This window comes from Thiohalophilus sp. (genome assembly GCF_046483665.1).
GTDB lineage: Bacteria > Pseudomonadota > Gammaproteobacteria > UBA6429 > Thiohalophilaceae > Thiohalophilus.
Genome location: NZ_JAWOCR010000029.1, coordinates 16,879 through 41,573, shown reverse-complemented (window position 1 = coordinate 41,573; position 24,695 = coordinate 16,879). Strand labels below are relative to the sequence as shown.

The window sequence follows — 24,695 nt, the reverse complement described above, 5'->3', positions numbered from 1 at the left end:
GCTCGCGCAGGATCATAATGATAAGTTGGTGTCAGTACCGGTATATCATCCAGTTTCTCACGCAGATATTGCCCTTTGGCCGAGGCCCCGCTGCTGTTGAAACCATGCAGATAAATAATCATGAGTTAGCGTGATTTTGATATATTCGAATGTTGAGTCAAGTTTCGCCTGAATATTACGATACATTAAATAGACACACCAGTTCAGGAATGCCGTTTACCCTATGAGTACACCCCGAGAGCGCTATCAGTCGGATCTCGAGCGTGAAGGGTTTGTCCATGATCCGCTGCAGGCAGCGGCAGTGGAGCAGACCCAGCGCCTGTACGAAGAACTGCTGGCAGAGAATCATCGGCGTCCAGGACTGCTGGCGCGTTTGCTCGGTCGCCAGCCAGAACCGGTGCGGGGTCTGTATGTCCGTGGCGGCACCGGACGAGGCAAGACCTACCTGGTCGACAGCTTTTACGATTGCCTGCCATTTCGACACAAGCACCGCGTACACTATCATCGTTTTATGATCGATATTCACGCACGTCTTCGCGACCTGCCCCGGTCTCCCGATCCGCTGGTCGTTATCGCCGATGAAATCGCCGATCAGCTCAAGGTGCTGTGCCTGGATGAATTTCATGTGCATGACATTGCCGATGCCATGTTGCTGGGTGGTTTGCTCAAGGCATTGTTCGATAAGGGCGTGACACTGGTAGCTACGTCAAATATACCTGTTGATGACCTGTACAAAAATGGTTTGCAGCGTGAACGTTTTATGTTTGCCATCACGCTGCTCAAGTGGCATACCTGTGAAGTAGATCTGGAACAGGGCACCGATTACCGATTCCGTTTACTGGAAGCCAGTCAGAATTTCTATATCGCTGAACCCGAAGAGGGTGAAGAATTGATTTCCAGTGCGATCGAAAAGATGGCGCCGGATACACTCAAGCATGATCGTCAGTTAATCGTTAACAAACGGCCGATCGCTTACCGGGCTCTGGCTGACGACGTGATCTGGTTCGATTTCAATTCGCTGTGCAATACGCCACGCTCAGCCAATGACTATATCCGGATCGCCCAGCAATTTCACACAGTCTATATAAGTAATATATTTCCTATGACCGAAGCGCACGATAATGTTGCCAAGCGTTTTGTGCACTTGATCGATGCCCTGTATGATCATAATGTCAAACTGGTCGCCGCGGCCGAAGTACCTCCCGCTCAATTGTACGCGGGCAAGCGTCTTGCATTCGGTTTTGAACGGGCGGTCAGCCGGATTTCCGAAATGGGCAGTGCAGATTATCTTGCCTTACCGCATCGCTTGCGGACCAATCCTCTTACCTGAAGGAGAATATTATGTGGCAGCGTCTCATCCTGTTTTTGACTGTCGGAGCATTCAGTGTGGTCGGTTGCCAGTCGCTATCGCAACCGGAGCGCCCCCCCTTTGCCGATATCCATCTGCATTACAACTGGGATCAGGACGAAATCTATACGCCTGAACAGGCGCTGGACGATCTCAAAAAACACAATGTGGTGCTGGCAGTGGTCTCCAGTGTGCCGTCCGATTTTGCGCTAAAACTGTCGAGGCTGGGCCAGGACTGGATTGTGCCGTTTTACACCCCTTATTACGATGCAGGCAATCGACTGAACTGGTTTTACGACGAGAAGGTTGTAGACAAGGCCCGGGCGGCACTGGCCAGTGGCGAGTTTTACGGCCTGGGGGAGATTCATCTGGTTGCGGGGGCCGGACCTCGTCGCGACAATCCTGTCTTTCTCGGTTTGATGGAACTGGCCAGGGAATATGATGTACCGGTCAATATTCATACCGATTCATCCCGTTATGAGTACATGCTGTCGATTTGCGAGCAACACGCGGATATCACTTTCCAGTGGGCACATGTCGGGGGGATTTTGCAACCGGAGGCGATCACGCCGGTGATGGAAGCCTGCCCCAATGTCTGGGCCGATATGTCAGCGCGGGATCCGTGGCACTATGGGGATTTCGTTGTCCGGGGCCAGCCAATCCCGGAGAACTGGCGCCAGTGGATACTGCGCTTTCAGGATCGCATCATGGTCGGGACCGATCCGGTTTCCGGCGGTCATGAGGTCTATACCTGGCATGAGGCCGACGATGGCTGGAGCCAGTACGGCGAATTATATGACTATCATCGAGGCTGGATGAATCAGTTGCCTCCCGAAGTTGAAAAGAAGATCCGGCTGACCAATGCCCGACGCTTTTTTGATTATGCGTTACAGAAGATTCAGTAATGGAATATTCATTTTCGCCGGTTGGCGTGGTTCATTCCTGTTTCCCGGATAAATTCGGTGTGCCGCGCCAGCCGGGTCTGGCGCCGGCAGCCAGTGGTAAAATTGAACTTCTGGCCCCTTATAATCGGGAAGAGGCGGTGCGCGAACTGGAGGGATTCTCTCACATCTGGGTTGTGTTTATTTTTCACTTGGCCCGGCGTGAGGCGTGGAAGCCGACTGTGCGTCCGCCGCGCCTTGGTGGGAACCGACGAGTCGGGGTTTTCGCCAGTCGCTCACCGCAACGGCCCAACCCGATCGGCCTGTCCCTGTTAGCCCTCGATGGCGTACAAACCGGTGAAGGTCGGGTGATACTACAGGTGAGTAACCTGGATATGATCGATGGTACGCCGGTGCTGGATATCAAGCCCTATATTCCCTATGCCGATAGTATTCCCGAGGCCCGTGCCGGATTTGCCCCGCAGGCGCCGGATAAATGCTTGCCGGTTAATTTCTCCGCTACTGCCCGACAGCAACTTCAGACATTCAGTGGAAAATATCCCGAACTGGCCGACCTGATTGAACAGGTGTTGCAACAGGACCCACGCCCGGCCTATCAGGATAGCTCACCCGACAGCGAGCGGATCTTCGGGATGCATTTGTATGATCTGGAAATCAAATGGCAGGTACAACATGGTGTGGTACATGTAATCGCGGTGCTCAATACCTGATTAACCTGCCTTGCCAGGACACAGCGAAAAAAATCATAAGAGTAGTATCAATCGGTTTCTTGGTTTATCTGACCAGATCAATCTCTCGCAGAGACGCAGAGCAGAAAAGATTAGTTGCGTCTCGGTGAGAGAAATTCAGTCTGGCGTATCCGTTGTCAGGGGCTGCAGTGTGATTGAATAGCGATCAGTGCACGACCGGGCCAGGGTCTTTTTCCTGCGAGATATCCCGGGGCATGGGCGAGGCGTGATGCAGGATCATCTTCCAGCCGTCGGCGGTTTGCTGGTAAATGTTTGTCACAACGAAACGGAAAATGTTTTCCGGTTCTTCGAGGGAATGAATGTTCTCTACCAGTGTATGCACGGCGAACTGATCGGTGGCATGAATCACCCGATCGGATAATTCAACGATGATATCTCCGGTATTTCTGAGAATGGTTTCCCAGCTTTTGAGAATGGCGTGGGTGCCGAGCAGTCGATCCCCCATCGGATGAATGCAGCTGGTGTCATCGCCAACCAGCCAGACCTGGCGCATTGCCTCCAGATTACCGCCGCTGAAAGCGGCATAAAACGCAGTTTCAGCGTCGCTCGAGGTGTCAAAGTCAGTTGAAATCATGGGGTTTTAACCTGTGTTGTTAGCCAATCAAGTGTAATGAAAATGGTCAGTGGTCGTCTATTGCGTATTGGTCACGCGGGCCGGCGCTGTTTCGAGGGTTGTGGAATAATTGGCAGGCAAATTTTGTCTGATTCGGAGTCAGAAAAATAATCTCCCCGCGATTGCCAGCTGCGTTCAGAATTCCGGAACCGGTGTTCTGGCGGCTGTCGTATTCTTCACAATGACAGGGGTTGATATTCAATCATTAGCAGGTTTATAGAGTTATGCCATTACAGAATTCAGGTTTGTTGCGATTAGGTTTGTTACTGGTTTGTCTGTTCCCCGGACTGGCCCTGGGTGAGGCCGCGTTGAAGGATTTTGAAGGCGAGCCCCGCTCTATCGAGGAGTTCACTGGCGGAGGTCAGTGGACGGTGGTCATGATCTGGGCTTCGGACTGTCATATCTGTAATCGTGAAATCCATAATTATGTCGATTTTCATTTTGTGCATTCCGATCAGGATGCCCGCATGGTTGGAATCTCCATCGATGGCTGGGCCGGTAAAACAGACGCCAGGGACTTTATCCGGCGGCACAAGGTTGATTTCCCCAATCTCATCGGTAACGCGGAAGCGGTTGCGGACTGGTTCAGGCAGCAAAGCGGCGCTCGCTGGGTCGGTACGCCGACCTTCCTGTTGTATAACCCCTCCGGCCAACTCACGGCCCAGCAGGTGGGAGCGGTGCCGGTGGAGATCATCGAGGACTTCATCAGTACATCCGACCCGCGGAGTAAGCCGAACGGCTAAACCTTTCGCTCAGGTTGTGATCTGATTGACCATCCCTGAAGTTCAGGGAAAAGTCTGGCTCTTTTCGTAGTCTGAAACCTGGTCTGTTGCACGACAACTGCAGTCTGATGGTTCAAATCGTTGATTGTGATCGTAGTAGTGATCTCCCTGCTCACACTCTTGTGTCTTCCGGTGATGCGGGGGATCTGCAGATTTATGCTATTTTCAGTTTCCTCTGCTCTGTTTGGTGGCGGTGTGACCAGGGGAATAGTCGAACGTCTGGAGTTGGGTACACAGTAAGGGAGAACTTTCGGCGAACGGGTTGCTAGCCGTGTCGGGTGAGAGCCGTGCATTAGAAAAATATAATATAATAATGATTCTTATTCGCAAAAAAATAAGAAGCTGATTTTCAGGGTTGTTGACTTTGGAGAGGGTAGAAGGGGCTGCCCGATTCGTGGTCGATTCCGCCTCTCTGCTAAGATAGCCGTCTGTCATTAGCAGGAGTGGAATATGAGTGAAAAAGTTGCTGTTCTGGTCAATGGCCAGGAAACGATTGAATATGATCGCAACAAGGCCCTCAGTGAGCTGCAGAATCAGTATCTGGACAAAATGGACCAGGAGATGGATCAGGGAATTGAACTGTCCGGAGAGTACGTCAAGCAACCGGATCAGACCCAGCGTGCCAAGTACGTGGCCAACGCACTACTGGAGTCGATTCAAACTGATAATGAGCCGCGTATTGCCGCCACCTGTTCCTATCTGGCGGAACGATTGCCGGAGTTAAAACAGATACGCGCCGATCTCAAGGGCGACAGTTTCAGTATCGATCTGGTCTTCGACCGGCTACACGAAAACCAGGTGCGTGTGGACTTCGATCCCGCTGCGGGCCAACATGGTTTTCACTAAAACGGTGGTAAACTTGTATAATCGAAAGCAAACGGCATACACAGGACTTTCGGATAACTATCAACCATCTCCAAACAGGATAAGGGCCTCTTGATGAAGCAGTTACTGATAGAACTCAAACCGCTGCGTGTGGTGTTGATTCTGTGTGCGTTGTTGACGGTTATACTGCAGCCGGAACCCGGCACCTCACCGGTATATCATGGCTGGGAAGTGGTGCCGACCCTGCTGATCCCGGTGCTGGCGCCCTTGATGTTTATGTTGTTGATGCTGGATGCCCTGATGACCACCATGCTGCGCAGTCAAAGTACCGGCGAGGAGTACGCACGCTATGGTCGGTTACGCAATACCGTGCTGACCGCGGGTGTATTGGTATTGCTGGCCTGGCTGCCCTATTTTATTGCCCTGTTGAGTTAACGGAGCCGAACATGGCGCTTTTAGTGCAGAAAACCGATGACAGTGCCGGCATTAAACTGCCGATCGACAAACAGCGGATCACCATTGGTCGCAACAGCGAGAATGACATCAGCCTGGAAGATGAGCTGGTTAGCAAGCAGCATGCCGTCATCGAAGTCATGGCGACGCCGGATGAAAGCGGGCGGATCGAGTTTATGATCCAGGATCTGGAGTCCACCAACCGCACCTACGTTAACGATCACCCCGTGACACTGCACAAGTTGCGTCACGGCGACGTGATACGGATCGGCATCAACCTGTTCAAGTTCGTGGACGAAGCCCGCGAGGACACCAAGGAAACTGCCCAGCTCTATAAAACCTGGATTCCGGGCGTGTTCTACACCGGCAAAAAGAAAAAACAGGCAAAGAAAAAAACCTCAAAAAAGAAACGCTGATCTTTGGTATCCCGTTAACCTGGCAGAGAAAATATCGCAACGCAGAGGCTGAAAATAATTTTGAATTTTGAATGATGAGTTTTGAATTGTGCTGAACTGCGACTCAGCACTCAGCACTCAGCACTCAGCCCTGGGCTTCAAAACCCGGCATGTTGTTCGATGAAGTCGCAGATATAGCCGACGGTCCGGGCGCCGCTGAAGCGGGCCTGTTCTTCGCCGTTACGAAACAGGATGATGGTGGGGAAGCCGCGGACCTGATAACGGCCGGCCAGTTTCATATTTTCTCCTTCGTCGACTTCGACTTTGGCCAGAAGAATCCGCCCCGCATAGTCGTCGATGACCTGTTTTAATAGTGGTGCGATGCTGATACAGGGCGGGCACCATTCGGCCCACAGATCGACCAGTACCGGCCGCTCATGCGAAGCCGCCAGCACTTTATGATCGAATTGCTCCAGATCAACGTCGAAAATGGCAGTCTGAGTGTCATTCATTATTGCGGGGTCGTTATGCCAGTCAAAGAGCAGGGATTATAGGCCAGGGCGGTGGCGGCGTCACCCGCCTTACCAGGGATGACGACGCACACGCCAGTGATAAAGCAGGCGAGACAGTATCCCGTCCAGCACGGTAAAAAGAACTGCGATTAACGGGATCGATAACCCGCCAAGCTCGAGCGGTCCGGCGAGGAACAGCAGCGGAAGCAAAGCCTCCGGTAATTGATCCAGGATCGGGGCGGGCGCACCGCTGCGCCATCGCAGGCGACGTTTGATAAAACTGGCAAGCAGGTCACCGAGCATGCTCAGGCCGCCGAATAACGCCCCCAGCCACAGGGGATAGCCCGCTAAACCGGCGGCTGCGCCGGTGAGTATTATCGCCGCAACAACACCACGCCAGGTTTTATGCGCCCCGAACAGGGGTTCGCCATCGGATAACCGGTAGCCGCCGTCCAGCGGCCGGTTCCAGTGACGTACCCCCGGCAACAGGCGGGCCAGGATGGGCGCCCCATTGGCCACCAGCAACAGGAACAGGCAAAACAGGATGGTCATGTCATAATGGTAAAGTGTGTGTTGCTGGCCCGCCACCGCGGGCGGCTCATTACAAAAAACCGTTTCACTGGCCAGGAACAGTACAGATTGCCGTGTATATAGCCAGTGCTCTGCGCCAGTCCGCGAGAGAGTCAAGGAGGTGGAGACGATGTCCGATAATCGATGTGCTTTCAGCAGTCCGCTGATCGCCGAGCAATATGTATGTCACTTTGGCCAACAGGTCGTACGCCGAGGCGGAGCCGAGGTTGCCTGTTGTGATGCGACGGCCTGTTCCCGCTGCGAGTCGGTATTTGAACGGCTCAAACAGGTGACTCTTCCGGTCTTTGGGGTAGACGATGATCTGACCAGTATGCCGCATAGCGTGATCCAGAAAATCCAGTTTGGCGGTTTGAGTGGCTTGCAGCATCAGTCGGGTATCGAACCCGCAGAACATGTGGATATTGATCACCTGCTAAATCAGGTCGCCGAACAATACGGGGGGATAGACAGCTTGCCCTATAGCGGTTTAGTTGACACCATAACCGCCTATCAACTCAAACGACGACAGCACCGCCGTTAATGGCAATAAATTTCAGGAGTACCGTATGGCTTTACCACAGGAACTGCAAGTGATTGATCAAAAAACCGGCGAAGGTGAGGAGGCCGTCAAAGGCAAGCTTGTTGTCGTTCACTATCGTGGCTGGTTATATGATGAGGATGCCGAGGACAACAAGGGACAGGAATTCGACAGTTCCTACGAGCGCGAACCGTTCACCATCCCGCTGGGTGCCGGCGTGGTGGTCAAGGGCTGGGAAGAGGGCCTGATTGGCATGAAAACCGGTGGTCTGCGGACCCTGATCATTCCTCCCGAGCTGGCCTATGGCAGTAATGGCGCCGGTGACGTTATCCCGCCCGATGCGGCGCTGATCTTCGAAGTCGAACTGTTACAGGTTCGTGGCTAGGGATGTAAAGAGATAATTTTGAATGTTGAGTTCTGAATTTTGAATTATGGTGCATGATTAATTCAAAATTCATCATTCAGAATTCAACATTATTCTTCACTCTTCGTGTTAACGCTCCTGACAAAAAAAAGGGGAACCCATGGGTTCCCCTTTTTTTGTTGATCGGCGACAGCTTATTCGTTGTCGCTTTTGCGTTCGTTGGCCACGTTGACTTTCAGTTCGCGTCCGTAGAACTCGGTGCCGTTAAGTGCCTTGATGGCGTTGCGGGCATCCTTGCGTTTCATTTCGACAAAGCCGAAACCGCGTGGCCGTTTTGTGGCGCGATCGGTCATCAGTCGCACGGCATTAACCTCGCCATAATCTTCAAACAGCTTGCGCAACGCATTGGGTGAGGCTTTAAAGGCCAGATTGCCCACAAAAATGGATTCCACCTCGGTACTGGTGGCCAGATAAATCCGGACATGGCTGAGCAAGGCGCCAAGCAGAGCCCCGGCCAGAATGCCGTAGGTGAACAGGTGTTGTCCGGTGACCTGTTCCAGCGCAAATACCGGAAAGAGGAAATAGGCGACAACGGACAGGATGACGCTGACGATAGCAATTTGGATTACAGTATTGAGAGTAGGGAATTCAAACTTCATGGCACTCCATCACAGGCTTCAGATTGTGTTAACAGGATTCCGCCACTGCAGAGGCATGGGGCTGGCGGAGTACGAACCTGTTTCTCGGGAAACAGGCGGCCATTTTACACTTTTGAACCGCGCGCGTCTCGGTCGGCGGGACAGATACAGGGATTTCAGGCTATGCTTGCTGTCGTGGGATATAGTAAGTGCTAAACATGCAACGGATAACTTTCTCTCTCGATCTCAGCACCGGCCAATGCGAAAAGTACTATGCCGGGCAGGTGCGTTATGTGCAGGTACGAAGTGATGATGGGCGACAGGTGCGCTTTCCTGCCCGGGCCCTGTTGCCCTATATTGGCCACGATGGCGTTTACGGGCGATTCGTCTTGCGACTTGATGCCAGCAACCGCTTGATCGCACTGGATCGGCTGACTTGATGGCATGCCAGGCAGGTCGAACCACAATCGAACAGGAACTGTGATGTTACATGGCGAGCTGGTCGCACACCGGGGATATCCCCGTTACTATCCCGAGAACAGTCTGGCCGGTATTCGGGCCGCGGTGGCGAGCGGGGCCCGCTATGTGGAAGTAGATGTGCAATTGAGTCGCGATGGCGTACCGGTCCTGTTCCATGATCGCGATCTGCAGCGGTTGTGTCATCGCCCCGGCGCGATTCACGATTACACCTGGGCGCAATTGCAGACATTTGATGTTTATGCCGGGAGTGATTTAACCCGGCTGTCACGGGCACCGTTGGCGGCCCTGAGCGATTTGCTGACACTCATCCCGACAATGCCCGAAGTACGCTTTTTTATTGAGCTCAAACGCGTGGCATTCGAACAGATGGGTATTGAGCCTGTTCTGGGGGCGGTATTGCCGATGTTGCAGCCTGTGGCAGGGCAATGTTGTGTAATCTCTTACCAGCTGGACGCCTTAAAGCAGGTGCGTGATAGCACCACGCTGCCCATCGGTGCCGTGATCGATAACTGGTCAGAACGTGAGGCGCCGGTACTGATTGAATTGCGCAGCGATTATCTGTTCTGCAATCTCAAGTCATTACCTGAACAGGGTCCGTTACAATGGACGGACGCTCGACTGGCGGTGTTTGAAAGTGTGGATCCGCAGCAGGCCCGGCAATTGCTGGCGCGCGGGGTGGATCTGGTCGAGACCTTTGCCATTGGCGAAATGCGTCAGGCGCTGGGGTTGGGAGACGGCCAGAGAGTGGATTGCGATGTGCTGATTATCGGTGGCGGGATCCAGGGCGTGGGGGTCGCCCAGGCGGCCGCGGCCTGCGGTTACCGCACGCAGGTGCTGGAGCAGAGCGATCTGGCGGCAGCCACCTCCAGCCGTTCCAGCAAACTGATACACGGCGGACTGCGTTATCTCGAATCGGGGCAGTTCACCCTGGTACGCAAATCCCTGCAGGAGCGACGCATCCTGCTCGACATCGCCCCCGAACTGGTGCAGCTGGTGCCGTTTTATATTCCCGTCTATCGTTACAGTACCCGGGGCCCCTGGACGCTGCGGGCCGGCCTGTCGCTCTATGCCCTGCTGGGCGGGCTGGATCGTCAGGCACGGTTTCGACGCTTGTCCCGCGCCCGATGGCCTCAGCTCGATGGCTTGCAACAGCAGTCACTGCACAGCGTCTTTCGCTACTGGGATGCCCGGACCGACGATGCCGCCCTGACCCGGGCGGTGATGGCTTCGGCGCAGTCATTGGGCGCGCAACTGCATTGTCCCGCGCGCTTTGTTTCGGCACAGGCGCAGAGCGATCAGGTGACTGTTCGCTATCAACAGGATGGACAGATGCAGGAAATTACCACCCGGGTGCTGATTAATGCGGCCGGTCCGTGGGTGGATCAGATACTGGACGGGGTAAGCCCGCCACCACGACGAGAAGCATTCGACCTGGTTCAGGGGACCCATATCGTGGTCGCCGATCCGGCTCCCTCGGGGGTATTTTATGTCGAATCGCCGCAGGACGGGCGGGCCGTGTTTGTTATGCCCTGGCACGGCCGGACCCTGATCGGGACGACCGAAACGGCCTATACCGGGGATCCCGCCGCCGTGACGCCGCTGGCCTCGGAAATCGACTATTTGCAGCGTATTTACCGTCATTACTTTCCTGCCAGCGACGCCACGGTGGTCGACAGCTTCGCCGGCCTGCGGGTACTGCCGCGCAGCGACTCGAGCCTGTTCGATCGCCCGCGCGACACCCTCATTGAGACATCCCTGCCCAGGGTGGTGAGTCTCTACGGCGGCAAACTCACCGGCTATCGCGCCACGGCACAGGACGTCATGCAGATCCTGCGTCGGTGGTTACCCGAACCGGCGCAATGCCTGGACACAGCGCAGCTCCCTCTGGAACAGGTACGAGTGACGAGTGACGAGTGACGAGGCGGGTTTATCGGGACTGACAGCACTCAGTACTCAGGGGCAGGGCGGACATAGCAACGCGGTGTCCGGCAACCCGGGCCTACCTGATCAGGTCCTGGGTTCTAGCCCCTGCCCCCTGTCCAGGGCCTTGTTCATGGCATCCCGCCAGGAACGGTAACGCTCCTGCAAAGGGGAGTTGTGGGTTGGTGAAAATTCGTGCCCTGGACCGGGTTCCGGCCAGTGATCCGGTTGTCCGGCCACCAGAAAGGCGCTGCCACGGGCGGTGGCCTCGCAGTCGGCGGGGCGGTGAACCGGGCGGCCGGTGAGATCGGCCAGCCGCTGGCAGACCTCATCCAGGTGTGAAAGGCCGCCGGTGATCTGCAATCGCGACGGTGTCGGCCGATGCCGGGCCATGTGTTGCAGGTTGCTCTGCAGCAAAAAGACGATACTCTCCAGCACGGCCACGGCCTGATGTGGCAGTTCGTCCGCGCCGATGAAACGCGATTCAAAATCAGGGCGCCAGTAGGGGGCCGCCAGTCCCGCCACGCCGTTGAGAAACAGGGGTACGGCGTCATACTCGTCCTTTAGCCACTGGTTCAGTTGCGCTGGTGCCAGCTCATCCAGTCCGTGCTGCCGTGCCAGCCAGTCGAGCGCCGCGCCGGCGCCATTGACCGTGCCCTCCAGAACATAACTGGATTGCCGGGTACCTTGCAGCACCACACTGCTGAGCAGGCGGTCATCGAACAGTGGCCGCTGGCCGACCGGGCGCGAGACAAAGGCGCCGGTGCCCAGGTTCAGATAGGCGGTGTCCTCGCGCAGTGGGCCATAGGCATACAGCGCGGCGGATTGATCGCCATTGACCAGTGCCAGGGGCAATTCGAGCTCACCCGCCAGCAGCTGGCCATAGTGGCCCAGGTTCGGGACACAGGGAGGCAGCAGTTGCCGGGGGATACCGAACAGTTCCAGCAGCTCGGGGTGCCAGTCATGCTCCTGCAGGGACCATAACTGGGTGCGTGAGGCGTTGACCGGATCGGCGCGGGCCTCACCCTCGCGGGTCAAGCGGCCGGCCAGCCAGGCGGCCATGGGGCCGAGACGCAGACGGCCCTCGCGCTGCGCCTGCTGTACCGCCGACAGGTTGTCCAGGCACCAGCGCAGTTTGCTGGCGCCATAATGGGGGGAGAGGGGCAGGCCGGTCAGGGTGTGAATCCGGCCAGCCTGCGGTTCAAACTGCTGCAGCCAGTCGGCGTTGCGCCGATCCTGCCAGCTGATGATCGGGCTGAGCGCCGCACCACTGTCATGATCCCAGCAGACAATATTGGAGCGCTGTGTGGCCAGCGCTGCGGCGGTCAGTTGCTGACCCTGGGTACCGAGCTGTTGCAGGATGTCATCGATGCAGGCGCGCAGGGAATCGAGCAGTGCGTCCGCCGGGTATTCGATGTGTCCGCTGGCGGATTGTTCCGCTACCAGCGGCTGACGTGCGTGACAGCGTTGCCGGCCACGGGCGTCGAAGACCAGGGCACGACTGGCATGCCCGCCCTGATCCAGGCACAGATAGAGCGGCTCGTTGTTGCCGGGACTCATGGGGTTGGACACTCCGCTTGACCATCGGGCAGCCCCCCAGTGGCGGGGCTGCGAACCTGGGGATTGTGCTAGGCTAGCGGTTTTTCAGGGAGAGTGCACGGCGTGACAAAACGGGAACATGGACAATGGCTGGCGCTGATCCCGGCTCTGTTGATGGCTGCCTGGCTTGGCGCCTGTGCACAGGCGCCGAAATCGCCGTCCCCGGAGGCGGCGCCGCGTGAGCCGGCAGCGCAGCTGGATCCGCAACTGGGGATCGCCAGCCATTTGGCGGAGGCGACACTGGCGCGCATCATGCGCCAGCACGTTACCCCGATCCCGGCCGGGGAACTGGATGCCCGTTTTATCGAACGGCTCGCGACACAACTGACCGAGAGCCCGTGGCGAGAGCCGCAGCTGTCACTGCGCGAGACAAACCTTGCCGAGATTATCAAAAGCCTCCACCGGCGCTATCCCGCGCAGCCGATCCTGCCGGCGGTTGAGGCGGCGCTCGACGAGATAGTGCACAGCCTGGGGGATGGCAGTCTCTATTTCGATCGTCGCCAGTTCGAACTGTTGCAGCGTCCCGCCGACGAACGTGCCGGGATCGGCCTGTTGACCGGACATCGCGATCAACAGGTGGTCATTCGCGAAGTGCTGGCCGGATCGCCGGCCGACCGGGCGGGGCTCGGGCCCGGTGACGCGCTGATAGCCATCGACGGGGAAGCGGTGGCCGGGCAATCCCGGGATCAGGTGATGACCGGGCTGCTCGGACGCCCCGGTTCCAGCCTGGCGTTACGCATTCGCTTTGCCGAGGGCGATACACGCGAGATCGACCTGCGCCGTGAATTTGTGGATCGGCCCCTGGTGGAGGGGCGCTGGCTGCCAGGGGCGATCGCCCATATCCGTTTGCGCGCCCTGTCCGAAACCACGGTGGCGCAATTCAATGAAACGTTTCTGGGCCTGATTCGCAAACAGCGGGCGCCACGGGCGCTGATTCTCGATTTACGCGATAATCACGGCGGGGTGCTCGATGTCGCCGTGCAACTGGCGGATCTGTTCGTGGCCGAGGGGACCCTGTTGAGTCTGCGCGGGCGGGTGGAATCGGAACAGACCCGGTATATGGCGCAGCCGCGCTCGCAAATTCTGGAACAGGATCTGCCCCTGATGGTACTGATCAATGGCGAGACGACCGCCGGCGCGGAGAGTATCGCCGCCGCCTTGCAGGATCACCGCCGGGCCTTGCTGGTCGGTCACCGCAGTCGCGGCGCGGGCCGGCTCTATTCCGTCTTCAAGCTGCCCGACCAGCGCGCTCTCAAGCTCGCCATCGGCCATCTGTATCGTCCCGCCGGCGCCGCGATTGCGCCGAACGGGGTCGTGCCGGACATCTGTGTGTCAAACGGGGAGGCCTTCATTAGCGATCGCACCGGTAACCCGGACTGCCCGCGGGAGGCAGGGCCGATCACGGCGGGCAAGGATCCGGTTTTGAGTCGCGCGGCGCGGATCGTGGCTGACAAATCGTTATATCGGAATTTGCTCGAAGGCCGACTCGAGACGTTACCCCAACCCTGAGGACGCTGCTTCAGGCGGCGTTGTTATAGCGGGCCAGCAGGGCCTTGTGGTAATTGCCCGCCGGCAGGGCAATGCGTACCTGATAGCCGCCACCGGGGGCTTCGTCCATCGGCTCGCCCTTGAGGCTCTCCATGTATTCCAGAGTCAGGGTGCGGTTGCCGTCGGGCGCAATCACTTCCAGTTGATCGCCGCAACCGAACTTGTTTTTTACCTCCACACTGGCCAGGCCCCGCTCGGTATCGAAGTCGGTGATCTCGCCGACGAAGCGCTGCTGCTCGCTGGTCGAATAACCTGACAGATAATTCTGATAGGCCTGATCCGGATGGCGCATGTAGAAGCCGTCGGTATAGCCGCGATTGGCCAGCCCCTCCAGCTTCCCGTACAGACTCGGATCGAAGGGCCGCCCGGCGATGGCGTCGTTGAGGGCCTGGCGATAGAGCTGGGCGGTGCGCGCCACGTAGTAATGGGACTTGGTGCGCCCCTCGACCTTGAACGAGTCGATGCCGATCCGCGTCAGGCGCTCGATGTGCTGGATGGCGCGCAGGTCTTTTGAATTCATGATGTAAGTGCCGTGATCATCCTCGAGGATCGGCATCAGCTCGCCGGGGCGGTTGCCTTCCTCGATCAGATAGACCCGATCGGCCAGTGGGTGGCGCTCGACTTTCTCCTCGGGGAACAGTTCCGGGTCGTTGATCGCGGCCATGGCATCGAAGTCGATCTGCTGGATATCGCCGCTGACATCCTCCTCGGCGTTGTGCATGCCGTAGCTCCAGCGGCAGGAGTTGGTACAGGTGCCCTGATTGGGGTCGCGGTGGTTGAAGTAGCCGGACAGCAGGCAGCGGCCGGAGTAGGCGATGCACAGCGCGCCGTGCACGAACACCTCCAGCTCCATGTCCGGGCACTGCTGGCGGATCTCTTCGATCTCGTTGATCGACAGCTCGCGCGAGAGGATGATGCGCGACAGGCCCAGCGACTGCCAGAACTTCACCGCCGCGTAGTTGACCGTGTTGGCCTGCACCGACAGATGGACCGGCACCTCGGGCCAGCGCTCGCGCACCATCATGATAAGGCCCGGGTCGGCCATGATCAGCGCATCAGGGCCCAGCTCGACGACGGGCTCCATGTCCCTGAGGTAGGTTTTGATCTTGCTGTTGTGCGGCATCAGGTTGCTGGCGACGAAGAATTTCTTGCCCTGGGCGTGGGCCTCGCCGATGCCGGTGGCCAGATTCTGTAACGTGAAGTCGTTGTTACGCACCCGCAGGCTGTAGCGCGGCTGGCCGGCGTAGACCGCGTCGGCGCCAAACGCGAAAGCGTAGCGCATATTGCGCAGGGTGCCGGCGGGCAGGAGCAGTTCGGGGCGTGCTGACATGTTGTTGATTCCGCAGAAAATGGAAAACCGTGTATGAGGGTCAATTATAACCGATTCAATGGCGTACAATGACGTTAAAATCATGGGGATTGAGAATTGATGACAGAACCGGCAACCATGCCGTTTACTTACCGGGTGCGGGTCAACCGCCGCGCCCGGCGTGCCAGAATCAGCGTCGAGGCGCACGGCGAAGTGGTCGTGGTCTTGCCGCGGCCGCTGGCCGAGCGCGATATTCAGCTACTGGTGAGCCAGCATCAGGACTGGGTCTGCGCCCGGCTGGCGGAGCTGGAAACACGCCTGGCGCAACTGCCCGGATCGCTCGGTTTGTATCCGCAAACTGTTTACCTGGAGGCCATTGAGCAAGACTGGGCCGTTGAATACGGGGTGTTGTCGGGACAGCGACGCTGGCGCGAAGTACAAAACCCACGCCGTATACAGCTGCGCGCCGGGGACCAGGAGGCGGCAGCGCGCGAGGCCTTGCAGGGCTGGTTGCAGCATCAGGCCAAACAGATTCTCTCGCCCTGGCTACAGGACCTCGCCGAACGGCTCGGGTTGATCTGCACGGGAGTGACCGTGCGGGCCCAGAAAACCCGCTGGGGCAGCTGCTCGGCCAGCGGTCGCATTAATCTCAATCGCAATTTGCTGTTTCTGCCGCCGCCGCTGGTGGAATACCTGCTGGTACACGAGCTGTGTCATCTGCGCGAGCCGAACCACTCGTCACGCTACTGGCAACAGGTAGAAAAAGTGTTGCCCGATTATCGCCAGCGGGATCAGGCGTTGCGCGCGGCGGTAGAACAGGTCCCCCTGTGGGCGCGACCGGGTGCCTGAGATGCCGAAGTGGTCCAATTCACGCTTGAACCGGGCACTGGCAACGGGCATATTAACTGACACATTTGCATGGATGAGGCTTAAACGGTGAACGTTGAACAACTCGAAGAACGCCGTCAAACGGTGTGCAACAAGTTCCATACCCTGCTGGAGACGCGCACCGAAACCCTCGCCCTGTTCAGCTCGTTGATCGGGATGCGGCCGTTCAGGCCGGAAACCGATTTGCAAATGGTATTGCAGGAGTTTTGCGAGTCACTGGTTGATTACTCCGCCAGTGCCCACTTCCAGCTCTATTCCTATATTGAATCCGATCAGGAGCGCCGTACCACGGTACGCGATCTGGCCGGGCAGTATTACCCCCGGATTGCTGAAACCACCCGGCTGATTCTCAAGTTCAACGAAAAATACGAGTCCGAGGAGCGTAGCGGCGATCTGGCCAGTCTGGATCGGGATCTGACTGTGCTGGGTGAGGCTCTGGCCGAGCGGATTCAGTACGAGGACCAGATCATTCGCGCCATGTCGTTGCGCTGATTCAGTTCCAGGCAGAGTGAAAAGCAAAAGACCGATAGGCCGGTGGCCTATCGGTCTTTTACGTAATAGGCTGGGACATCCCTGTCCCAAGGGGTAAAACGTGACAGGTGGTTCAGGCCACCAGCCCAAGCAGCCGTTCGGAGGCCCGGGTGTAGATCGTTTGTTGTTTTTCCTGATCCGAAGCCAGTGCCAGGATGGCTTCTTCCAGGCTCAGCTCTTCAACCTCGTACAGCGGGATAGTGTCTTCGTGCATAGTCTGTCCTCCCAGCTACTTATCATAGAGATAGTTTACATGCTTAATGTAGAATATCAAGTATGTGTTATAAGTTATTGATATTATCTGGGGGAGGCCGATGTCCGGGGCCGATCCAGGGAAATGCCCTGTGCCCGCTCGAATCGCCCAGACCGGCAGACAATCAAGATATACCTGTATTTAGAAATAATATCAAGAGTTAGTAATAACTCAATGAATTATATGAGTTATTTTCTTTTTGGGAGAGGCCCGATAGGCGCGTGTCGGGGCGGCAGTTTACTCTCGGGGGATGTTACGGATCTCGGCGAGGTGATTGCGCAGGTGCTCGGTACGACCAATCTGGTGACCGATGTAGTAGCCCAGCCGGAAGGTGAGCAGGGCGACCAGGCCCAGCAGCAAAATCGTCTCGAACATGGTATTCCCCTTGTGTTCTCCTCCAGAACCTATCGGCGTCGCTGCCAGCGGCTTGAAGGCAAAAGTGTGATCGGTTACCGGATCAGGAATCGCGCCTGGCCGGGACTGTTTTGGAGAGTGTCACATCGGGGTTATCGGAAATGGGCGGCATTCGCTCGAGCATCGGCACCGGCTGGCGGCCCAGGCGCTGTTCATAGATGACGGTATAGGTGAGTACCCGCTGCAGGTATTTGCGGGTCTCGCCGAAGGGAACCGATTCGATCCAGAGATCGGCCGGTTGTATCTGCCCTTCCGGCAGCCAGCGACGGACGTTACGCCCGCCGGCGTTATAGGCGGCAGTGGCCAGGACCGGATGGCCGTGGAAGCGATCCTTGACCTTGCGTAGATAACGAACCCCCAGCGTGATGTTGTTATTCACATCCAGAATGTCTCGCTGGCCGCGCATCGGCATGCGCAGGGCGCGGGCGACACTGCGGGCGGTGCGCGGTAACAGTTGCATCAGACCCAGGGCGCCGGCATGAGAGCGGGCGTCGTGGGTAAAGGCGCTTTCCTGGCGAATGACCGCAAAGGCCCAGGCCGGATCGATCTGCTGATCGCGGGCCTGGTTCAGAACGGTCTGCTGATGCGCGAGCGGAAACCGCATTTCCAGATCATCCCAGTAACGGGCCCGGGCCAGAGTCATGATGACCCGATCGTGCCAACCCCATTCCTCGGCCAGTTTGGCGGCCCGCAGCAGCTGGTCCTCGTTCAGTCGGAGCAGCAGATGATTCCATTCGCGACGGGCGTCGGCCACCCGGCCAAGAGTGTAGAGTTCGGCCGCCCGCTGCAGGGCCGGGATATCATGCAGGGCATGCAGATCGTCCTGGCCGAAGAGCAATGGACGGTGGTCAAAATGATAGGGAATCCCGCCTCGATCGGCGGCCATAAAGCCGTAATAACTACGATCCCCGGCGCTCAGCTGATACAGGGAACGGGCTTCCGAGGTACGACCCAGCTCCTCCAGCGAACGGGCCCGCCAGTAGCGCCAGCGCGGCGAATGGGCCGCGGTGGGCGATAACTGATTGAGCCAGTCGAGCGCCGCTGACCAGTCTCGATCCTGCAGGGCCGAGAGAATATGGGCAGTTTTAACTTCGGTGTCTTCGTTGCCCAGTTTGAGACGAGCCAGCCATTGCGGCGCCTGTGGATCGTCGCTGCGCACCAGCGCCAGCGACAGTTGGCGTTCGATGCGTTCCTGTTCCTGATCACTGAAGCGATAATCCGGTTTGAGTTCTTCCCAGTAGCGGGCGGCCCGGACCGGGTCGCGACCGGCCAGTCGGCGCAGGCCATAGACTGTAATCCAGCGCAGGACAGGCTGCTCGGCATCGTTAAAGTGATTGGTCACTTCGCGTAAATACTCCGGATTGCGGCGAATCTTCGACCAGATATTGACCCAGAAGCGCTCCGACTCGGGGAGATAATCGGCCAGGAACAGCGCCAGGCGTATCTGCCCGGCGCCGATCGCCAGCTGGATGCGCTGCCAGACCAGATCATTGCTCAGCTGATCGGCCTTGCGCCAGGCCTCGATGGCCGGATCGCAGGCCGAAGGCAGCGAGTGGCCGGTCAGCCAGAGGTTTGCCATTGCCGCATGGGCCCGTTGTGCCTGACCGACCTGATAAAGTGCCCGGGTGTGCTGACAACGCAGAGTTTTGTCGTTGGTGATCTGGTAATTGTCTACCAGCTGTTGCCAGCGACCGTGGCGCGCCAGACGGTATAACCAGCGCTGGTGGAGCAGACCGGCGATGGGAGTGTCGCCATATTGATGGACGAAATCCCGGATTTCTTCCGGTTTGGCGGCCGACAGACGGCGGCGCAGATCGCCATATTCGAGATAAGGATAGAGCGGATAGTCCTGCAGTTTGTCGGCGAGATTCCGGTAACGGGCCCGGTTTCCATCTTCCAGGGCTTGCAGCGCTTCCTGGAACTGGTAACGTTGCGGCAACCAGTCGTCGTCGGGCAGGGCCTGCGTCCCGCCCAGCAGACCCATCCCCAGTAACAGGAAGGTAAGGCTTTGACCAATTCTCGTTGCGCGCGCCATGAGGGTCTCTGTTATTAAACCTGTTTCAAGCTTTTCAGTCTAAGTATTTGTAAACCAAGTGTATGGCACTGTTGATGGTTTGGCTATCCCGGTTGGCGATCTGTTCCCGATTTATATCGACTTCTGGCCCGCCGGATTGATGGTTTTTTATCGGATTTGTGTACCTGGTCCATCACTATGCCGGACTCGTCTCGGCCATACAGATTGTTTTATACTGCATTTCCCGTGCTGTTGTGGCCGGGTTTGCGTTCAGGTTCAGGAGACCATGCATGTCAGAGAAGTTGAATAAATACAGTTCACGTATTACCCAGCCCAAATCCCAGGGCGCGTCCCAGGCAATGTTGTACGGTACCGGTCTGACCCGTGAGGACATGGACAAGGCCGAAGTGGGTATCTCCAGTGTCTGGTGGGAAGGCAATACCTGCAACATGCACCTCAACGATCTGGCTGCCAAGGTCAAGGAAGGGGTGCAGGCTGCCGGCCTGGTCGGTATGCGTTTTAACACCATCGGCGTATCGGACGGTATCTCGATGGGGACCGACGGCATGAGTTACTCGCTGCAATCGCGCGACATCATTGCCGATTCGATTGAGACGGTGATGAGCGCCCAGTGGTATGACGCGAACATTTCCCTGCCCGGTTGCGACAAGAATATGCCCGGCGTGCTGATCGCCATGGGGCGAATCAATCGACCGTCGCTGATGGTCTATGGCGGTACCATCAAGCCGGGTCACTGGCATGACAAGACGCTGGATATTGTTTCAGCGTTCCAGAGCTATGGTGAATTCATCAGCGGTCGCATTGAGGAGCAGGAACGCGAAAAGGTCGTTGAGCATGCCTGTCCGGGGCCGGGCTCCTGCGGCGGGATGTATACCGCCAACACCATGGCCTCGGCTATCGAGGCACTGGGCATGAGTCTGCCTTATAGCTCGTCGATCCCGGCAGTAGATCCGGCCAAGCTGGATGAATGCCTGCAGGCTGGTCACACGATCCGACATTTGCTGGAACAGGATATCAAACCGCGTGACATTATGACCCGCAAGGCGTTCGAGAACGCTGTCGTGATGGTGATGGCGCTGGGCGGCTCGACCAATGCGGTGCTGCATTTGCTCGCCATGGCTCGTGCGGTGGATGTGCCGCTGACGATTGATGATTTTCAGACCATCAGCGACAAGGTGCCTTTTCTGGCCGACCTCAAACCCAGTGGCAAATATGTGATGGAAGATTTACATAATGTCGGCGGCACGCCAGCAGTGATGAAATACCTGCTTGAACACGAACTGCTCCACGGCGACTGTCTGACCGTGACCGGCAAGTCGATGGCCGAGAACCTGGCTGATCTTCCTGGTCTCAAGGACGGTCAGGAGGTATTCATGCCGCTGGACAAACCGATCAAGCAGACCGGGCATATCCAGATCCTCAAGGGTAACCTGGCGCCGGGCGGTTCGGTGGCCAAGATCACCGGCAAGGAAGGCCTGCACTTTTCCGGTCCGGCCCGGGTCTATGATCGCGAAGAGTCGATGCTGGCCGGGCTGGAGAACAACGAGATCCAGAAAGGAGACGTGGTGGTCATCCGTTACGAAGGTCCCAAGGGGGGGCCGGGCATGCCGGAAATGCTGACCCCGACCTCGGCCATCATGGGCGCCGGGCTGGGTGGCGATGTGGCGCTAATCACTGACGGTCGTTTTTCCGGTGGTTCACATGGCTTTATCATCGGCCATGTGGTGCCGGAAGCGCAGGAAGGCGGCCCGCTCGGATTGATTGAAAACGGCGATGTAATCACCATTGATGCCGAGAGCCGTCGCCTGGATGTGGATGTCAGCGACGAAGAGATGGAACGCCGGCGAAAGAGCTGGGTGATGCCGCCCTATATCGCGAAGCGCGGCACCCTGTTCAAGTATGTCAAGACTGTCAAGGATGCCTCACACGGTTGTGTTACCGATGAGTGAGCAACCGCGCAGCAAAGGATAAATAATATGTCATTGACTGAATATCCGGTTGTAGGCAACTGGTATACCACTCGCGAGGGGGAATTGCTGCGAGTGCGGCTGGCAGTCTATCGCCATGAATACCTGTCGGCGTTGTTGCTGGAGTATCTCGACGGCCATCGCCAGATCATCGCCATTGGTGACTGGTATTGCATGGAACTGCATCGCGATATGCTGAGTGTGTCCCAGCGCCATGCCGGCACCTGAGTTGCAGATGAGTGATACCGACTTACAGCAACTCAAACTGCAGCTCAAAGCGTTTGCCGAGGAACGCGACTGGGAGCAGTTTCATTCGCCCAAAAATCTGGCCATGGCGTTGATCGTCGAAGCTGCCGAACTGGTGGAACACTTCCAGTGGCTCAAGCAATCCGAGAGTGAAAATCTGCCGCCGGAAAAACATCAGGAAGTGGCCTACGAGATGGCCGACATACTGGTCTATCTGCTACGCCTGGCCGAACGGCTGGATATCGACCTGCTGGACGCTGTGCAGCAGAAAATGAAAATCAACGCCGACAAGTATCCCGCCGAACAGGTGCGTGGCAGCTACAAGAAATATACCGAATACAAAACGAAATAGTATTTTGTGGATCCCGCGCTGAGGCGCATGGAAATAAAAAGCGATCTCTGCGCCCTGGCGCCTTTGCGAGAGTTATTCAGTTCAGCTTTTCTTACCGATCAATTCGATCGGATAGCCATCCGGATCTTCGACGAAGGCGATGATGGTGGTGCCGGCGTTCATGGGGCCGGCGTCGCGCAGGATCTTGCCACCGCGCTGACGGACGTTATCGGTGGCCTGGTAGACATCGTCCACTTCCAGGGCAATGTGACCATAACCATTACCCGCCTCGTATTTGTCTGTATCCCAGTTATAAGTCAGTTCGATTACTGCACCTTCGGACTCGGGCTGGTAACCGACAAAGGCCAGGGTAAACTCGCCTTCGGGGTAATCTTTTTGCCGCAGCAGTTTCATCCCCAGTACCCTGGTGTAGAAATCGATCGAACGCTGCAGGTCTCCGACGCGCAACATGGTATGCAAAATTCGCATGCAGTCTCTCCTCAACAAACTTTCAAAAAAGTATAACATGGAGCCTGTTAGCCTGTGTCAGACTGTCGCGACGGCGATGCTGCTCCATTTAAAGGTGACGCAAACGCATGCTTAATATCCTGTTCTCAATGATGGTTATCATCGCCTGTGGCGCGTTGTGGCGCTATTTGGCCCCCGGCGGGGTGGATGGGGACAAGGCGCGCCAGGTTATTACCGGACTGGTTTATAATCTGCTGTTGCCTGCGCTGATTCTGTCTATTTTGTGGCAGGCGCCATTGGGACTCTCCTCGATTAAAATCAGTGTACTGGCCGCGCTGGGTATCCTTGTCGGTCTGTTATTCGCGTGGCTGGTCTGTCGCGGTTGCCGGATGCCGCGTCCGGTCATCGGCGCGGTCATGCTGGCTGCGGCTTTCCCCAATGCCAACTATCTCGGCTTGCCGGTACTGACCTCGGTGTTTGGTGAATGGTCCGCCAGTATTGCCATCCAGTACGATCTGTTCGCCTCGACACCGCTACTGTTCACGCTGGGAATTTTGCTGGCCCAGCAGTTCGGGCAGGTTGAGACACGGGAATCCATCGGTCATCGCCTGTTACACATTCCGCCCCTGTGGGCAGCTTTGCTGGCCGTGGTGTTGAACCTGAGCGGGGTTCCGGTTCCCGCCCTGCTACAGAATACCCTGTCGCTACTGGGCGAGAGTGTGATTCCCTTGATGTTGCTGGTGCTGGGGATGAGTTTGCGCTGGGAAGTGTTGCGCTGGCAACGTTTGCCATCGGTGCTGGTGGTAGTGACCAGCCAGTTAATCATTATGCCGCTGGTAGTGTGGGCCGGCGCCGGCGTGCTGAATCTTGATGCCCGCCTGCTGGCGCCGGTGGTGCTGGAGGCGGCCATGCCCAGCATGGTGATAGGCGTAGTGATTTGCGATCGCTATGGCCTGGATACCACGGTGTACGCCGCCGCCGTAACGGTGAGCACCCTGCTCAGTCTGCTGTCCCTGCCTCTGTGGTATGGCTGGTTGCCGGTTTAACCCCGCTATTCGCTTCGCACGCGGGAATGCCGCGCCAGGCAAGCAGAGCATTGGCAAGCAGTCCCACGGCAACGGCAAACCACAACGTCGTGATACGGTTAATGATAGGCAGGCTGAAGGCAATCTCACGCTCGACTCCGTGTGCCAGTAATAACAAAGCCATGATCCCTTCGGTGGCACCGATGCCACCGGGAATAAAGGAGAGGGCACCGGCCAGCAGGCTCAGGGCGTAGATTCCCAGTGCTACATTGACTGACAGACCGGATCCGCTGACCTGTAACAGATAATAAAATGCCATTCCCTGAACCAGCCAGGCCAGCGCCCCGAATAACAGTCCCGGATAGAGTCGACGCAGTAAAAGTAACTGGTGTGCCTGTTGCAACAATGTGGCGGTATGCGTGAGCAGTATCGATAAACGTGAACCAGCCAGTTGTCGAGCCAGAAAGTGGCATAGTCGCAATGGCAGAGTGCTTTGCAGCAGGGGCAACAGAAACAGCAGGGTAATCAGTACCAGAACTACAAACAGCCGGTATTCGTGATGAGAGATGAAAATCAGTGTCGCCAGCAAGGTGATGATGACGACATCGAGAAAACGTTCAACAAAGAAACAGGCCAGGCTGTCGGTATAGCCGACGCCATGGCGTTTCAAATAGAAGGAACGAATGGTTTCGCCCGCTTTGCCCGGTGTGGTTGTCAGGGCGAAGCCCGACAGGTAATACCCCAGATGTCGCAGGCCGGGCAGTCGATGTTCCAGAGTATGAAGATAAAAACTCCAGCGTACAAAGCGTATCAGGTAGTTGGCCAACGAGCAGACCAGCAGGATCGCCACGCCGCTGATTCCCAGCTGGTTGATAAGATGTCCCAACGTTGCCAGGCCGCCGATCAGGGCAAAGCTCAGATATACTCCCGAGGCCAGAACCAGCGAGCTTGCCAGCAAGCGCAAACGACGTTGATTGAGTGTGAACAGAGTG

At 57.1% G+C, this 24,695-nt stretch carries 30 protein-coding genes; 18 read left to right on the top strand and 12 right to left on the bottom strand.

All coding sequences use genetic code 11. The features are described from left to right. The coding region (locus tag R6U90_RS07155; protein ID WP_410351983.1) for a YqiA/YcfP family alpha/beta fold hydrolase at positions 1–122 on the bottom strand (122 nt) is incomplete at its 3' end. 101 nt (positions 123–223) lie between these two features. Between R6U90_RS07155 and zapE the strand changes: the two genes are divergently transcribed. From zapE to tsaA, 3 genes are read left to right on the top strand one after another with little or no spacing between them, the layout of a single operon-like run. Then, positions 224–1,330 carry a cell division protein ZapE gene (zapE, locus tag R6U90_RS07150; RefSeq protein ID WP_410351981.1) on the top strand — a complete coding sequence of 369 codons (1,107 nt, stop codon included), beginning with the start codon at positions 224–226 and terminating at the stop codon, positions 1,328–1,330. An 11-nt stretch (positions 1,331–1,341) separates the two neighbouring features. After that, positions 1,342–2,253: an amidohydrolase family protein gene (locus tag R6U90_RS07145; protein ID WP_410351980.1), complete on the top strand. Its 912-nt coding sequence runs from the start codon at positions 1,342–1,344 to the stop codon at positions 2,251–2,253. Further along, positions 2,253–2,960 carry a tRNA (N6-threonylcarbamoyladenosine(37)-N6)-methyltransferase TrmO gene (gene tsaA / locus R6U90_RS07140; RefSeq protein ID WP_410351979.1) on the top strand — a complete coding sequence of 236 codons (708 nt, stop codon included), beginning with the start codon at positions 2,253–2,255 and terminating at the stop codon, positions 2,958–2,960. Before R6U90_RS07145 ends, tsaA begins: the two co-directional genes overlap by 1 nt. 184 nt (positions 2,961–3,144) lie before the next feature. Here the strand turns inward: tsaA and R6U90_RS07135 are convergent, their stop codons facing one another. After that, on the bottom strand, positions 3,145–3,573 hold the full coding sequence (locus R6U90_RS07135) for a YybH family protein (protein WP_410351978.1): 429 nt from the start codon (positions 3,571–3,573) through the stop codon (positions 3,145–3,147). A 284-nt stretch (positions 3,574–3,857) separates the two neighbouring features. On the opposite strand from R6U90_RS07135, the gene R6U90_RS07130 reads away from it, so the two are divergent. From R6U90_RS07130 to R6U90_RS07115, 4 genes are all read left to right on the top strand, one after another. Further along, positions 3,858–4,355 carry a TlpA family protein disulfide reductase gene (locus R6U90_RS07130; RefSeq protein WP_410351977.1) on the top strand — a complete coding sequence of 166 codons (498 nt, stop codon included), beginning with the start codon at positions 3,858–3,860 and terminating at the stop codon, positions 4,353–4,355. 489 nt (positions 4,356–4,844) lie between these two features. Further along, positions 4,845–5,240: a hypothetical protein gene (locus tag R6U90_RS07125; protein WP_410351976.1), complete on the top strand. Its 396-nt coding sequence runs from the start codon at positions 4,845–4,847 to the stop codon at positions 5,238–5,240. A gap of 93 nt (positions 5,241–5,333) precedes the next feature. Beyond that, positions 5,334–5,654 carry a hypothetical protein gene (locus R6U90_RS07120; protein ID WP_410351975.1) on the top strand — a complete coding sequence of 107 codons (321 nt, stop codon included), beginning with the start codon at positions 5,334–5,336 and terminating at the stop codon, positions 5,652–5,654. Positions 5,655–5,665: 11 nt separating this feature from the next. Continuing rightward, the gene (locus R6U90_RS07115; RefSeq protein ID WP_410351974.1) at positions 5,666–6,088 is read left to right on the top strand and encodes an FHA domain-containing protein; all 423 of its coding nucleotides are present in this window, start codon (positions 5,666–5,668) and stop codon (positions 6,086–6,088) included. A gap of 137 nt (positions 6,089–6,225) precedes the next feature. Here R6U90_RS07115 and R6U90_RS07110 read toward each other — a convergent pair whose 3' ends face one another. Beyond that, entirely contained in the window at positions 6,226–6,579 is a 354-nt protein-coding gene (locus R6U90_RS07110) for a thioredoxin family protein (protein WP_410351973.1), read from the bottom strand. 69 nt (positions 6,580–6,648) lie between these two features. Continuing rightward, positions 6,649–7,167 (bottom strand): CDP-archaeol synthase, encoded by a 519-nt coding sequence (locus R6U90_RS07105; RefSeq protein ID WP_410351972.1) that lies wholly within the window; start codon positions 7,165–7,167, stop codon positions 6,649–6,651. Positions 7,168–7,279: 112 nt separating this feature from the next. Between R6U90_RS07105 and R6U90_RS07100 the strand changes: the two genes are divergently transcribed. Together R6U90_RS07100 and R6U90_RS07095 are read left to right on the top strand one after the other, a co-directional pair. Beyond that, positions 7,280–7,690 (top strand): hypothetical protein, encoded by a 411-nt coding sequence (locus R6U90_RS07100; RefSeq protein WP_410351971.1) that lies wholly within the window; start codon positions 7,280–7,282, stop codon positions 7,688–7,690. 25 nt (positions 7,691–7,715) lie between these two features. Next, positions 7,716–8,072 (top strand): FKBP-type peptidyl-prolyl cis-trans isomerase, encoded by a 357-nt coding sequence (locus tag R6U90_RS07095; protein WP_410351970.1) that lies wholly within the window; start codon positions 7,716–7,718, stop codon positions 8,070–8,072. A gap of 173 nt (positions 8,073–8,245) precedes the next feature. On the opposite strand, the gene R6U90_RS07090 is transcribed toward R6U90_RS07095, so the two are convergent. Further along, on the bottom strand, positions 8,246–8,710 hold the full coding sequence (locus tag R6U90_RS07090) for an RNA recognition motif domain-containing protein (protein ID WP_410351969.1): 465 nt from the start codon (positions 8,708–8,710) through the stop codon (positions 8,246–8,248). A gap of 197 nt (positions 8,711–8,907) precedes the next feature. Here R6U90_RS07090 and R6U90_RS07085 point away from each other — a divergent pair, with 197 nt between their 5' ends. Both R6U90_RS07085 and R6U90_RS07080 read left to right on the top strand, forming a co-directional pair. After that, positions 8,908–9,129 carry a DUF2835 family protein gene (locus R6U90_RS07085; RefSeq protein ID WP_410351968.1) on the top strand — a complete coding sequence of 74 codons (222 nt, stop codon included), beginning with the start codon at positions 8,908–8,910 and terminating at the stop codon, positions 9,127–9,129. Positions 9,130–9,172: 43 nt separating this feature from the next. Further along, positions 9,173–11,086, top strand: a complete 1,914-nt coding sequence (locus tag R6U90_RS07080) for an FAD-dependent oxidoreductase (protein WP_410351967.1) — start codon at positions 9,173–9,175, stop codon at positions 11,084–11,086. A gap of 90 nt (positions 11,087–11,176) precedes the next feature. Here the strand turns inward: R6U90_RS07080 and R6U90_RS07075 are convergent, their stop codons facing one another. Continuing rightward, complete coding sequence (locus R6U90_RS07075) at positions 11,177–12,649, bottom strand: FGGY family carbohydrate kinase (protein WP_410351966.1); 1,473 nt, start codon at positions 12,647–12,649, stop codon at positions 11,177–11,179. Between the two features lie 102 nt (positions 12,650–12,751). Here R6U90_RS07075 and R6U90_RS07070 point away from each other — a divergent pair, with 102 nt between their 5' ends. Next, positions 12,752–14,197 (top strand): S41 family peptidase, encoded by a 1,446-nt coding sequence (locus R6U90_RS07070; RefSeq protein WP_410351965.1) that lies wholly within the window; start codon positions 12,752–12,754, stop codon positions 14,195–14,197. Between the two features lie 10 nt (positions 14,198–14,207). Here the strand turns inward: R6U90_RS07070 and yegQ are convergent, their stop codons facing one another. Beyond that, complete coding sequence (yegQ, locus tag R6U90_RS07065; RefSeq protein WP_410351982.1) at positions 14,208–15,566, bottom strand: tRNA 5-hydroxyuridine modification protein YegQ; 1,359 nt, start codon at positions 15,564–15,566, stop codon at positions 14,208–14,210. 99 nt (positions 15,567–15,665) lie between these two features. Here yegQ and R6U90_RS07060 point away from each other — a divergent pair, with 99 nt between their 5' ends. Together R6U90_RS07060 and R6U90_RS07055 are read left to right on the top strand one after the other, a co-directional pair. Continuing rightward, entirely contained in the window at positions 15,666–16,394 is a 729-nt protein-coding gene (locus R6U90_RS07060) for a M48 family metallopeptidase (RefSeq protein WP_410351964.1), read from the top strand. An 87-nt stretch (positions 16,395–16,481) separates the two neighbouring features. Continuing rightward, a complete protein-coding gene (locus tag R6U90_RS07055; protein WP_410351963.1) occupies positions 16,482–16,925 on the top strand; it encodes an Rsd/AlgQ family anti-sigma factor in 444 nt (147 codons plus the stop codon). Positions 16,926–17,037: 112 nt separating this feature from the next. Here R6U90_RS07055 and R6U90_RS07050 read toward each other — a convergent pair whose 3' ends face one another. The 3 genes from R6U90_RS07050 to R6U90_RS07040 all read right to left on the bottom strand — a co-directional run bounded on the left by R6U90_RS07050 (position 17,038) and on the right by R6U90_RS07040 (position 19,666). Continuing rightward, positions 17,038–17,178 (bottom strand): hypothetical protein, encoded by a 141-nt coding sequence (locus tag R6U90_RS07050; RefSeq protein WP_410351962.1) that lies wholly within the window; start codon positions 17,176–17,178, stop codon positions 17,038–17,040. Between the two features lie 276 nt (positions 17,179–17,454). Beyond that, complete coding sequence (locus R6U90_RS07045) at positions 17,455–17,592, bottom strand: hypothetical protein (RefSeq protein ID WP_410351961.1); 138 nt, start codon at positions 17,590–17,592, stop codon at positions 17,455–17,457. Positions 17,593–17,674: 82 nt separating this feature from the next. Then, positions 17,675–19,666 (bottom strand): transglycosylase SLT domain-containing protein, encoded by a 1,992-nt coding sequence (locus R6U90_RS07040; RefSeq protein WP_410351960.1) that lies wholly within the window; start codon positions 19,664–19,666, stop codon positions 17,675–17,677. A gap of 269 nt (positions 19,667–19,935) precedes the next feature. On the opposite strand from R6U90_RS07040, the gene ilvD reads away from it, so the two are divergent. Genes ilvD through R6U90_RS07025 form a run of 3 tightly spaced genes read left to right on the top strand, consistent with a single transcriptional unit; the run spans position 19,936 to position 22,231 of the window. Next, the gene (gene ilvD / locus R6U90_RS07035) at positions 19,936–21,615 is read left to right on the top strand and encodes a dihydroxy-acid dehydratase (protein WP_410351959.1); all 1,680 of its coding nucleotides are present in this window, start codon (positions 19,936–19,938) and stop codon (positions 21,613–21,615) included. 27 nt (positions 21,616–21,642) lie between these two features. Beyond that, positions 21,643–21,861, top strand: a complete 219-nt coding sequence (locus R6U90_RS07030) for a hypothetical protein (RefSeq protein ID WP_410351958.1) — start codon at positions 21,643–21,645, stop codon at positions 21,859–21,861. A 7-nt stretch (positions 21,862–21,868) separates the two neighbouring features. Next, positions 21,869–22,231 (top strand): nucleotide pyrophosphohydrolase, encoded by a 363-nt coding sequence (locus R6U90_RS07025; protein ID WP_410351957.1) that lies wholly within the window; start codon positions 21,869–21,871, stop codon positions 22,229–22,231. Between the two features lie 81 nt (positions 22,232–22,312). Here the strand turns inward: R6U90_RS07025 and gloA are convergent, their stop codons facing one another. After that, positions 22,313–22,699, bottom strand: a complete 387-nt coding sequence (gloA, locus tag R6U90_RS07020) for a lactoylglutathione lyase (RefSeq protein ID WP_410351956.1) — start codon at positions 22,697–22,699, stop codon at positions 22,313–22,315. A gap of 107 nt (positions 22,700–22,806) precedes the next feature. Here gloA and R6U90_RS07015 point away from each other — a divergent pair, with 107 nt between their 5' ends. After that, positions 22,807–23,724, top strand: coding sequence for an AEC family transporter (locus R6U90_RS07015; RefSeq protein WP_410351955.1), 918 nt, complete (start codon positions 22,807–22,809; stop codon positions 23,722–23,724). On the opposite strand, the gene R6U90_RS07010 is transcribed toward R6U90_RS07015, so the two are convergent. Next, entirely contained in the window at positions 23,678–24,667 is a 990-nt protein-coding gene (locus tag R6U90_RS07010) for a YbhN family protein (RefSeq protein ID WP_410351954.1), read from the bottom strand. The genes R6U90_RS07015 and R6U90_RS07010 overlap by 47 nt on opposite strands. Between the last annotated feature and the right edge of the window lie 28 nt (positions 24,668–24,695).

What these genes read in the sequence shown, in the direction of transcription:
- zapE (WP_410351981.1), top strand. Translation starts at nt 224, where the DNA reads ATGAGTACACCCCGAGAGCGCTATCAGTCGGATCTCGAGCGTGAAGGG.
- R6U90_RS07145 (WP_410351980.1), top strand. Translation starts at nt 1,342, where the DNA reads ATGTGGCAGCGTCTCATCCTGTTTTTGACTGTCGGAGCATTCAGTGTG.
- tsaA (WP_410351979.1), top strand. Translation starts at nt 2,253, where the DNA reads ATGGAATATTCATTTTCGCCGGTTGGCGTGGTTCATTCCTGTTTCCCG.
- R6U90_RS07135 (WP_410351978.1), bottom strand. Translation starts at nt 3,573, where the DNA reads ATGATTTCAACTGACTTTGACACCTCGAGCGACGCTGAAACTGCGTTT.
- R6U90_RS07125 (WP_410351976.1), top strand. Translation starts at nt 4,845, where the DNA reads ATGAGTGAAAAAGTTGCTGTTCTGGTCAATGGCCAGGAAACGATTGAA.
- R6U90_RS07120 (WP_410351975.1), top strand. Translation starts at nt 5,334, where the DNA reads ATGAAGCAGTTACTGATAGAACTCAAACCGCTGCGTGTGGTGTTGATT.
- R6U90_RS07115 (WP_410351974.1), top strand. Translation starts at nt 5,666, where the DNA reads ATGGCGCTTTTAGTGCAGAAAACCGATGACAGTGCCGGCATTAAACTG.
- R6U90_RS07110 (WP_410351973.1), bottom strand. Translation starts at nt 6,579, where the DNA reads ATGAATGACACTCAGACTGCCATTTTCGACGTTGATCTGGAGCAATTC.
- R6U90_RS07100 (WP_410351971.1), top strand. Translation starts at nt 7,280, where the DNA reads ATGTCCGATAATCGATGTGCTTTCAGCAGTCCGCTGATCGCCGAGCAA.
- R6U90_RS07095 (WP_410351970.1), top strand. Translation starts at nt 7,716, where the DNA reads ATGGCTTTACCACAGGAACTGCAAGTGATTGATCAAAAAACCGGCGAA.
- R6U90_RS07090 (WP_410351969.1), bottom strand. Translation starts at nt 8,710, where the DNA reads ATGAAGTTTGAATTCCCTACTCTCAATACTGTAATCCAAATTGCTATC.
- R6U90_RS07085 (WP_410351968.1), top strand. Translation starts at nt 8,908, where the DNA reads ATGCAACGGATAACTTTCTCTCTCGATCTCAGCACCGGCCAATGCGAA.
- R6U90_RS07080 (WP_410351967.1), top strand. Translation starts at nt 9,173, where the DNA reads ATGTTACATGGCGAGCTGGTCGCACACCGGGGATATCCCCGTTACTAT.
- R6U90_RS07075 (WP_410351966.1), bottom strand. Translation starts at nt 12,649, where the DNA reads ATGAGTCCCGGCAACAACGAGCCGCTCTATCTGTGCCTGGATCAGGGC.
- yegQ (WP_410351982.1), bottom strand. Translation starts at nt 15,566, where the DNA reads ATGTCAGCACGCCCCGAACTGCTCCTGCCCGCCGGCACCCTGCGCAAT.
- R6U90_RS07060 (WP_410351964.1), top strand. Translation starts at nt 15,666, where the DNA reads ATGACAGAACCGGCAACCATGCCGTTTACTTACCGGGTGCGGGTCAAC.
- R6U90_RS07050 (WP_410351962.1), bottom strand. Translation starts at nt 17,178, where the DNA reads ATGCACGAAGACACTATCCCGCTGTACGAGGTTGAAGAGCTGAGCCTG.
- R6U90_RS07045 (WP_410351961.1), bottom strand. Translation starts at nt 17,592, where the DNA reads ATGTTCGAGACGATTTTGCTGCTGGGCCTGGTCGCCCTGCTCACCTTC.
- R6U90_RS07040 (WP_410351960.1), bottom strand. Translation starts at nt 19,666, where the DNA reads ATGGCGCGCGCAACGAGAATTGGTCAAAGCCTTACCTTCCTGTTACTG.
- ilvD (WP_410351959.1), top strand. Translation starts at nt 19,936, where the DNA reads ATGTCAGAGAAGTTGAATAAATACAGTTCACGTATTACCCAGCCCAAA.
- R6U90_RS07030 (WP_410351958.1), top strand. Translation starts at nt 21,643, where the DNA reads ATGTCATTGACTGAATATCCGGTTGTAGGCAACTGGTATACCACTCGC.
- R6U90_RS07025 (WP_410351957.1), top strand. Translation starts at nt 21,869, where the DNA reads ATGAGTGATACCGACTTACAGCAACTCAAACTGCAGCTCAAAGCGTTT.
- gloA (WP_410351956.1), bottom strand. Translation starts at nt 22,699, where the DNA reads ATGCGAATTTTGCATACCATGTTGCGCGTCGGAGACCTGCAGCGTTCG.
- R6U90_RS07015 (WP_410351955.1), top strand. Translation starts at nt 22,807, where the DNA reads ATGCTTAATATCCTGTTCTCAATGATGGTTATCATCGCCTGTGGCGCG.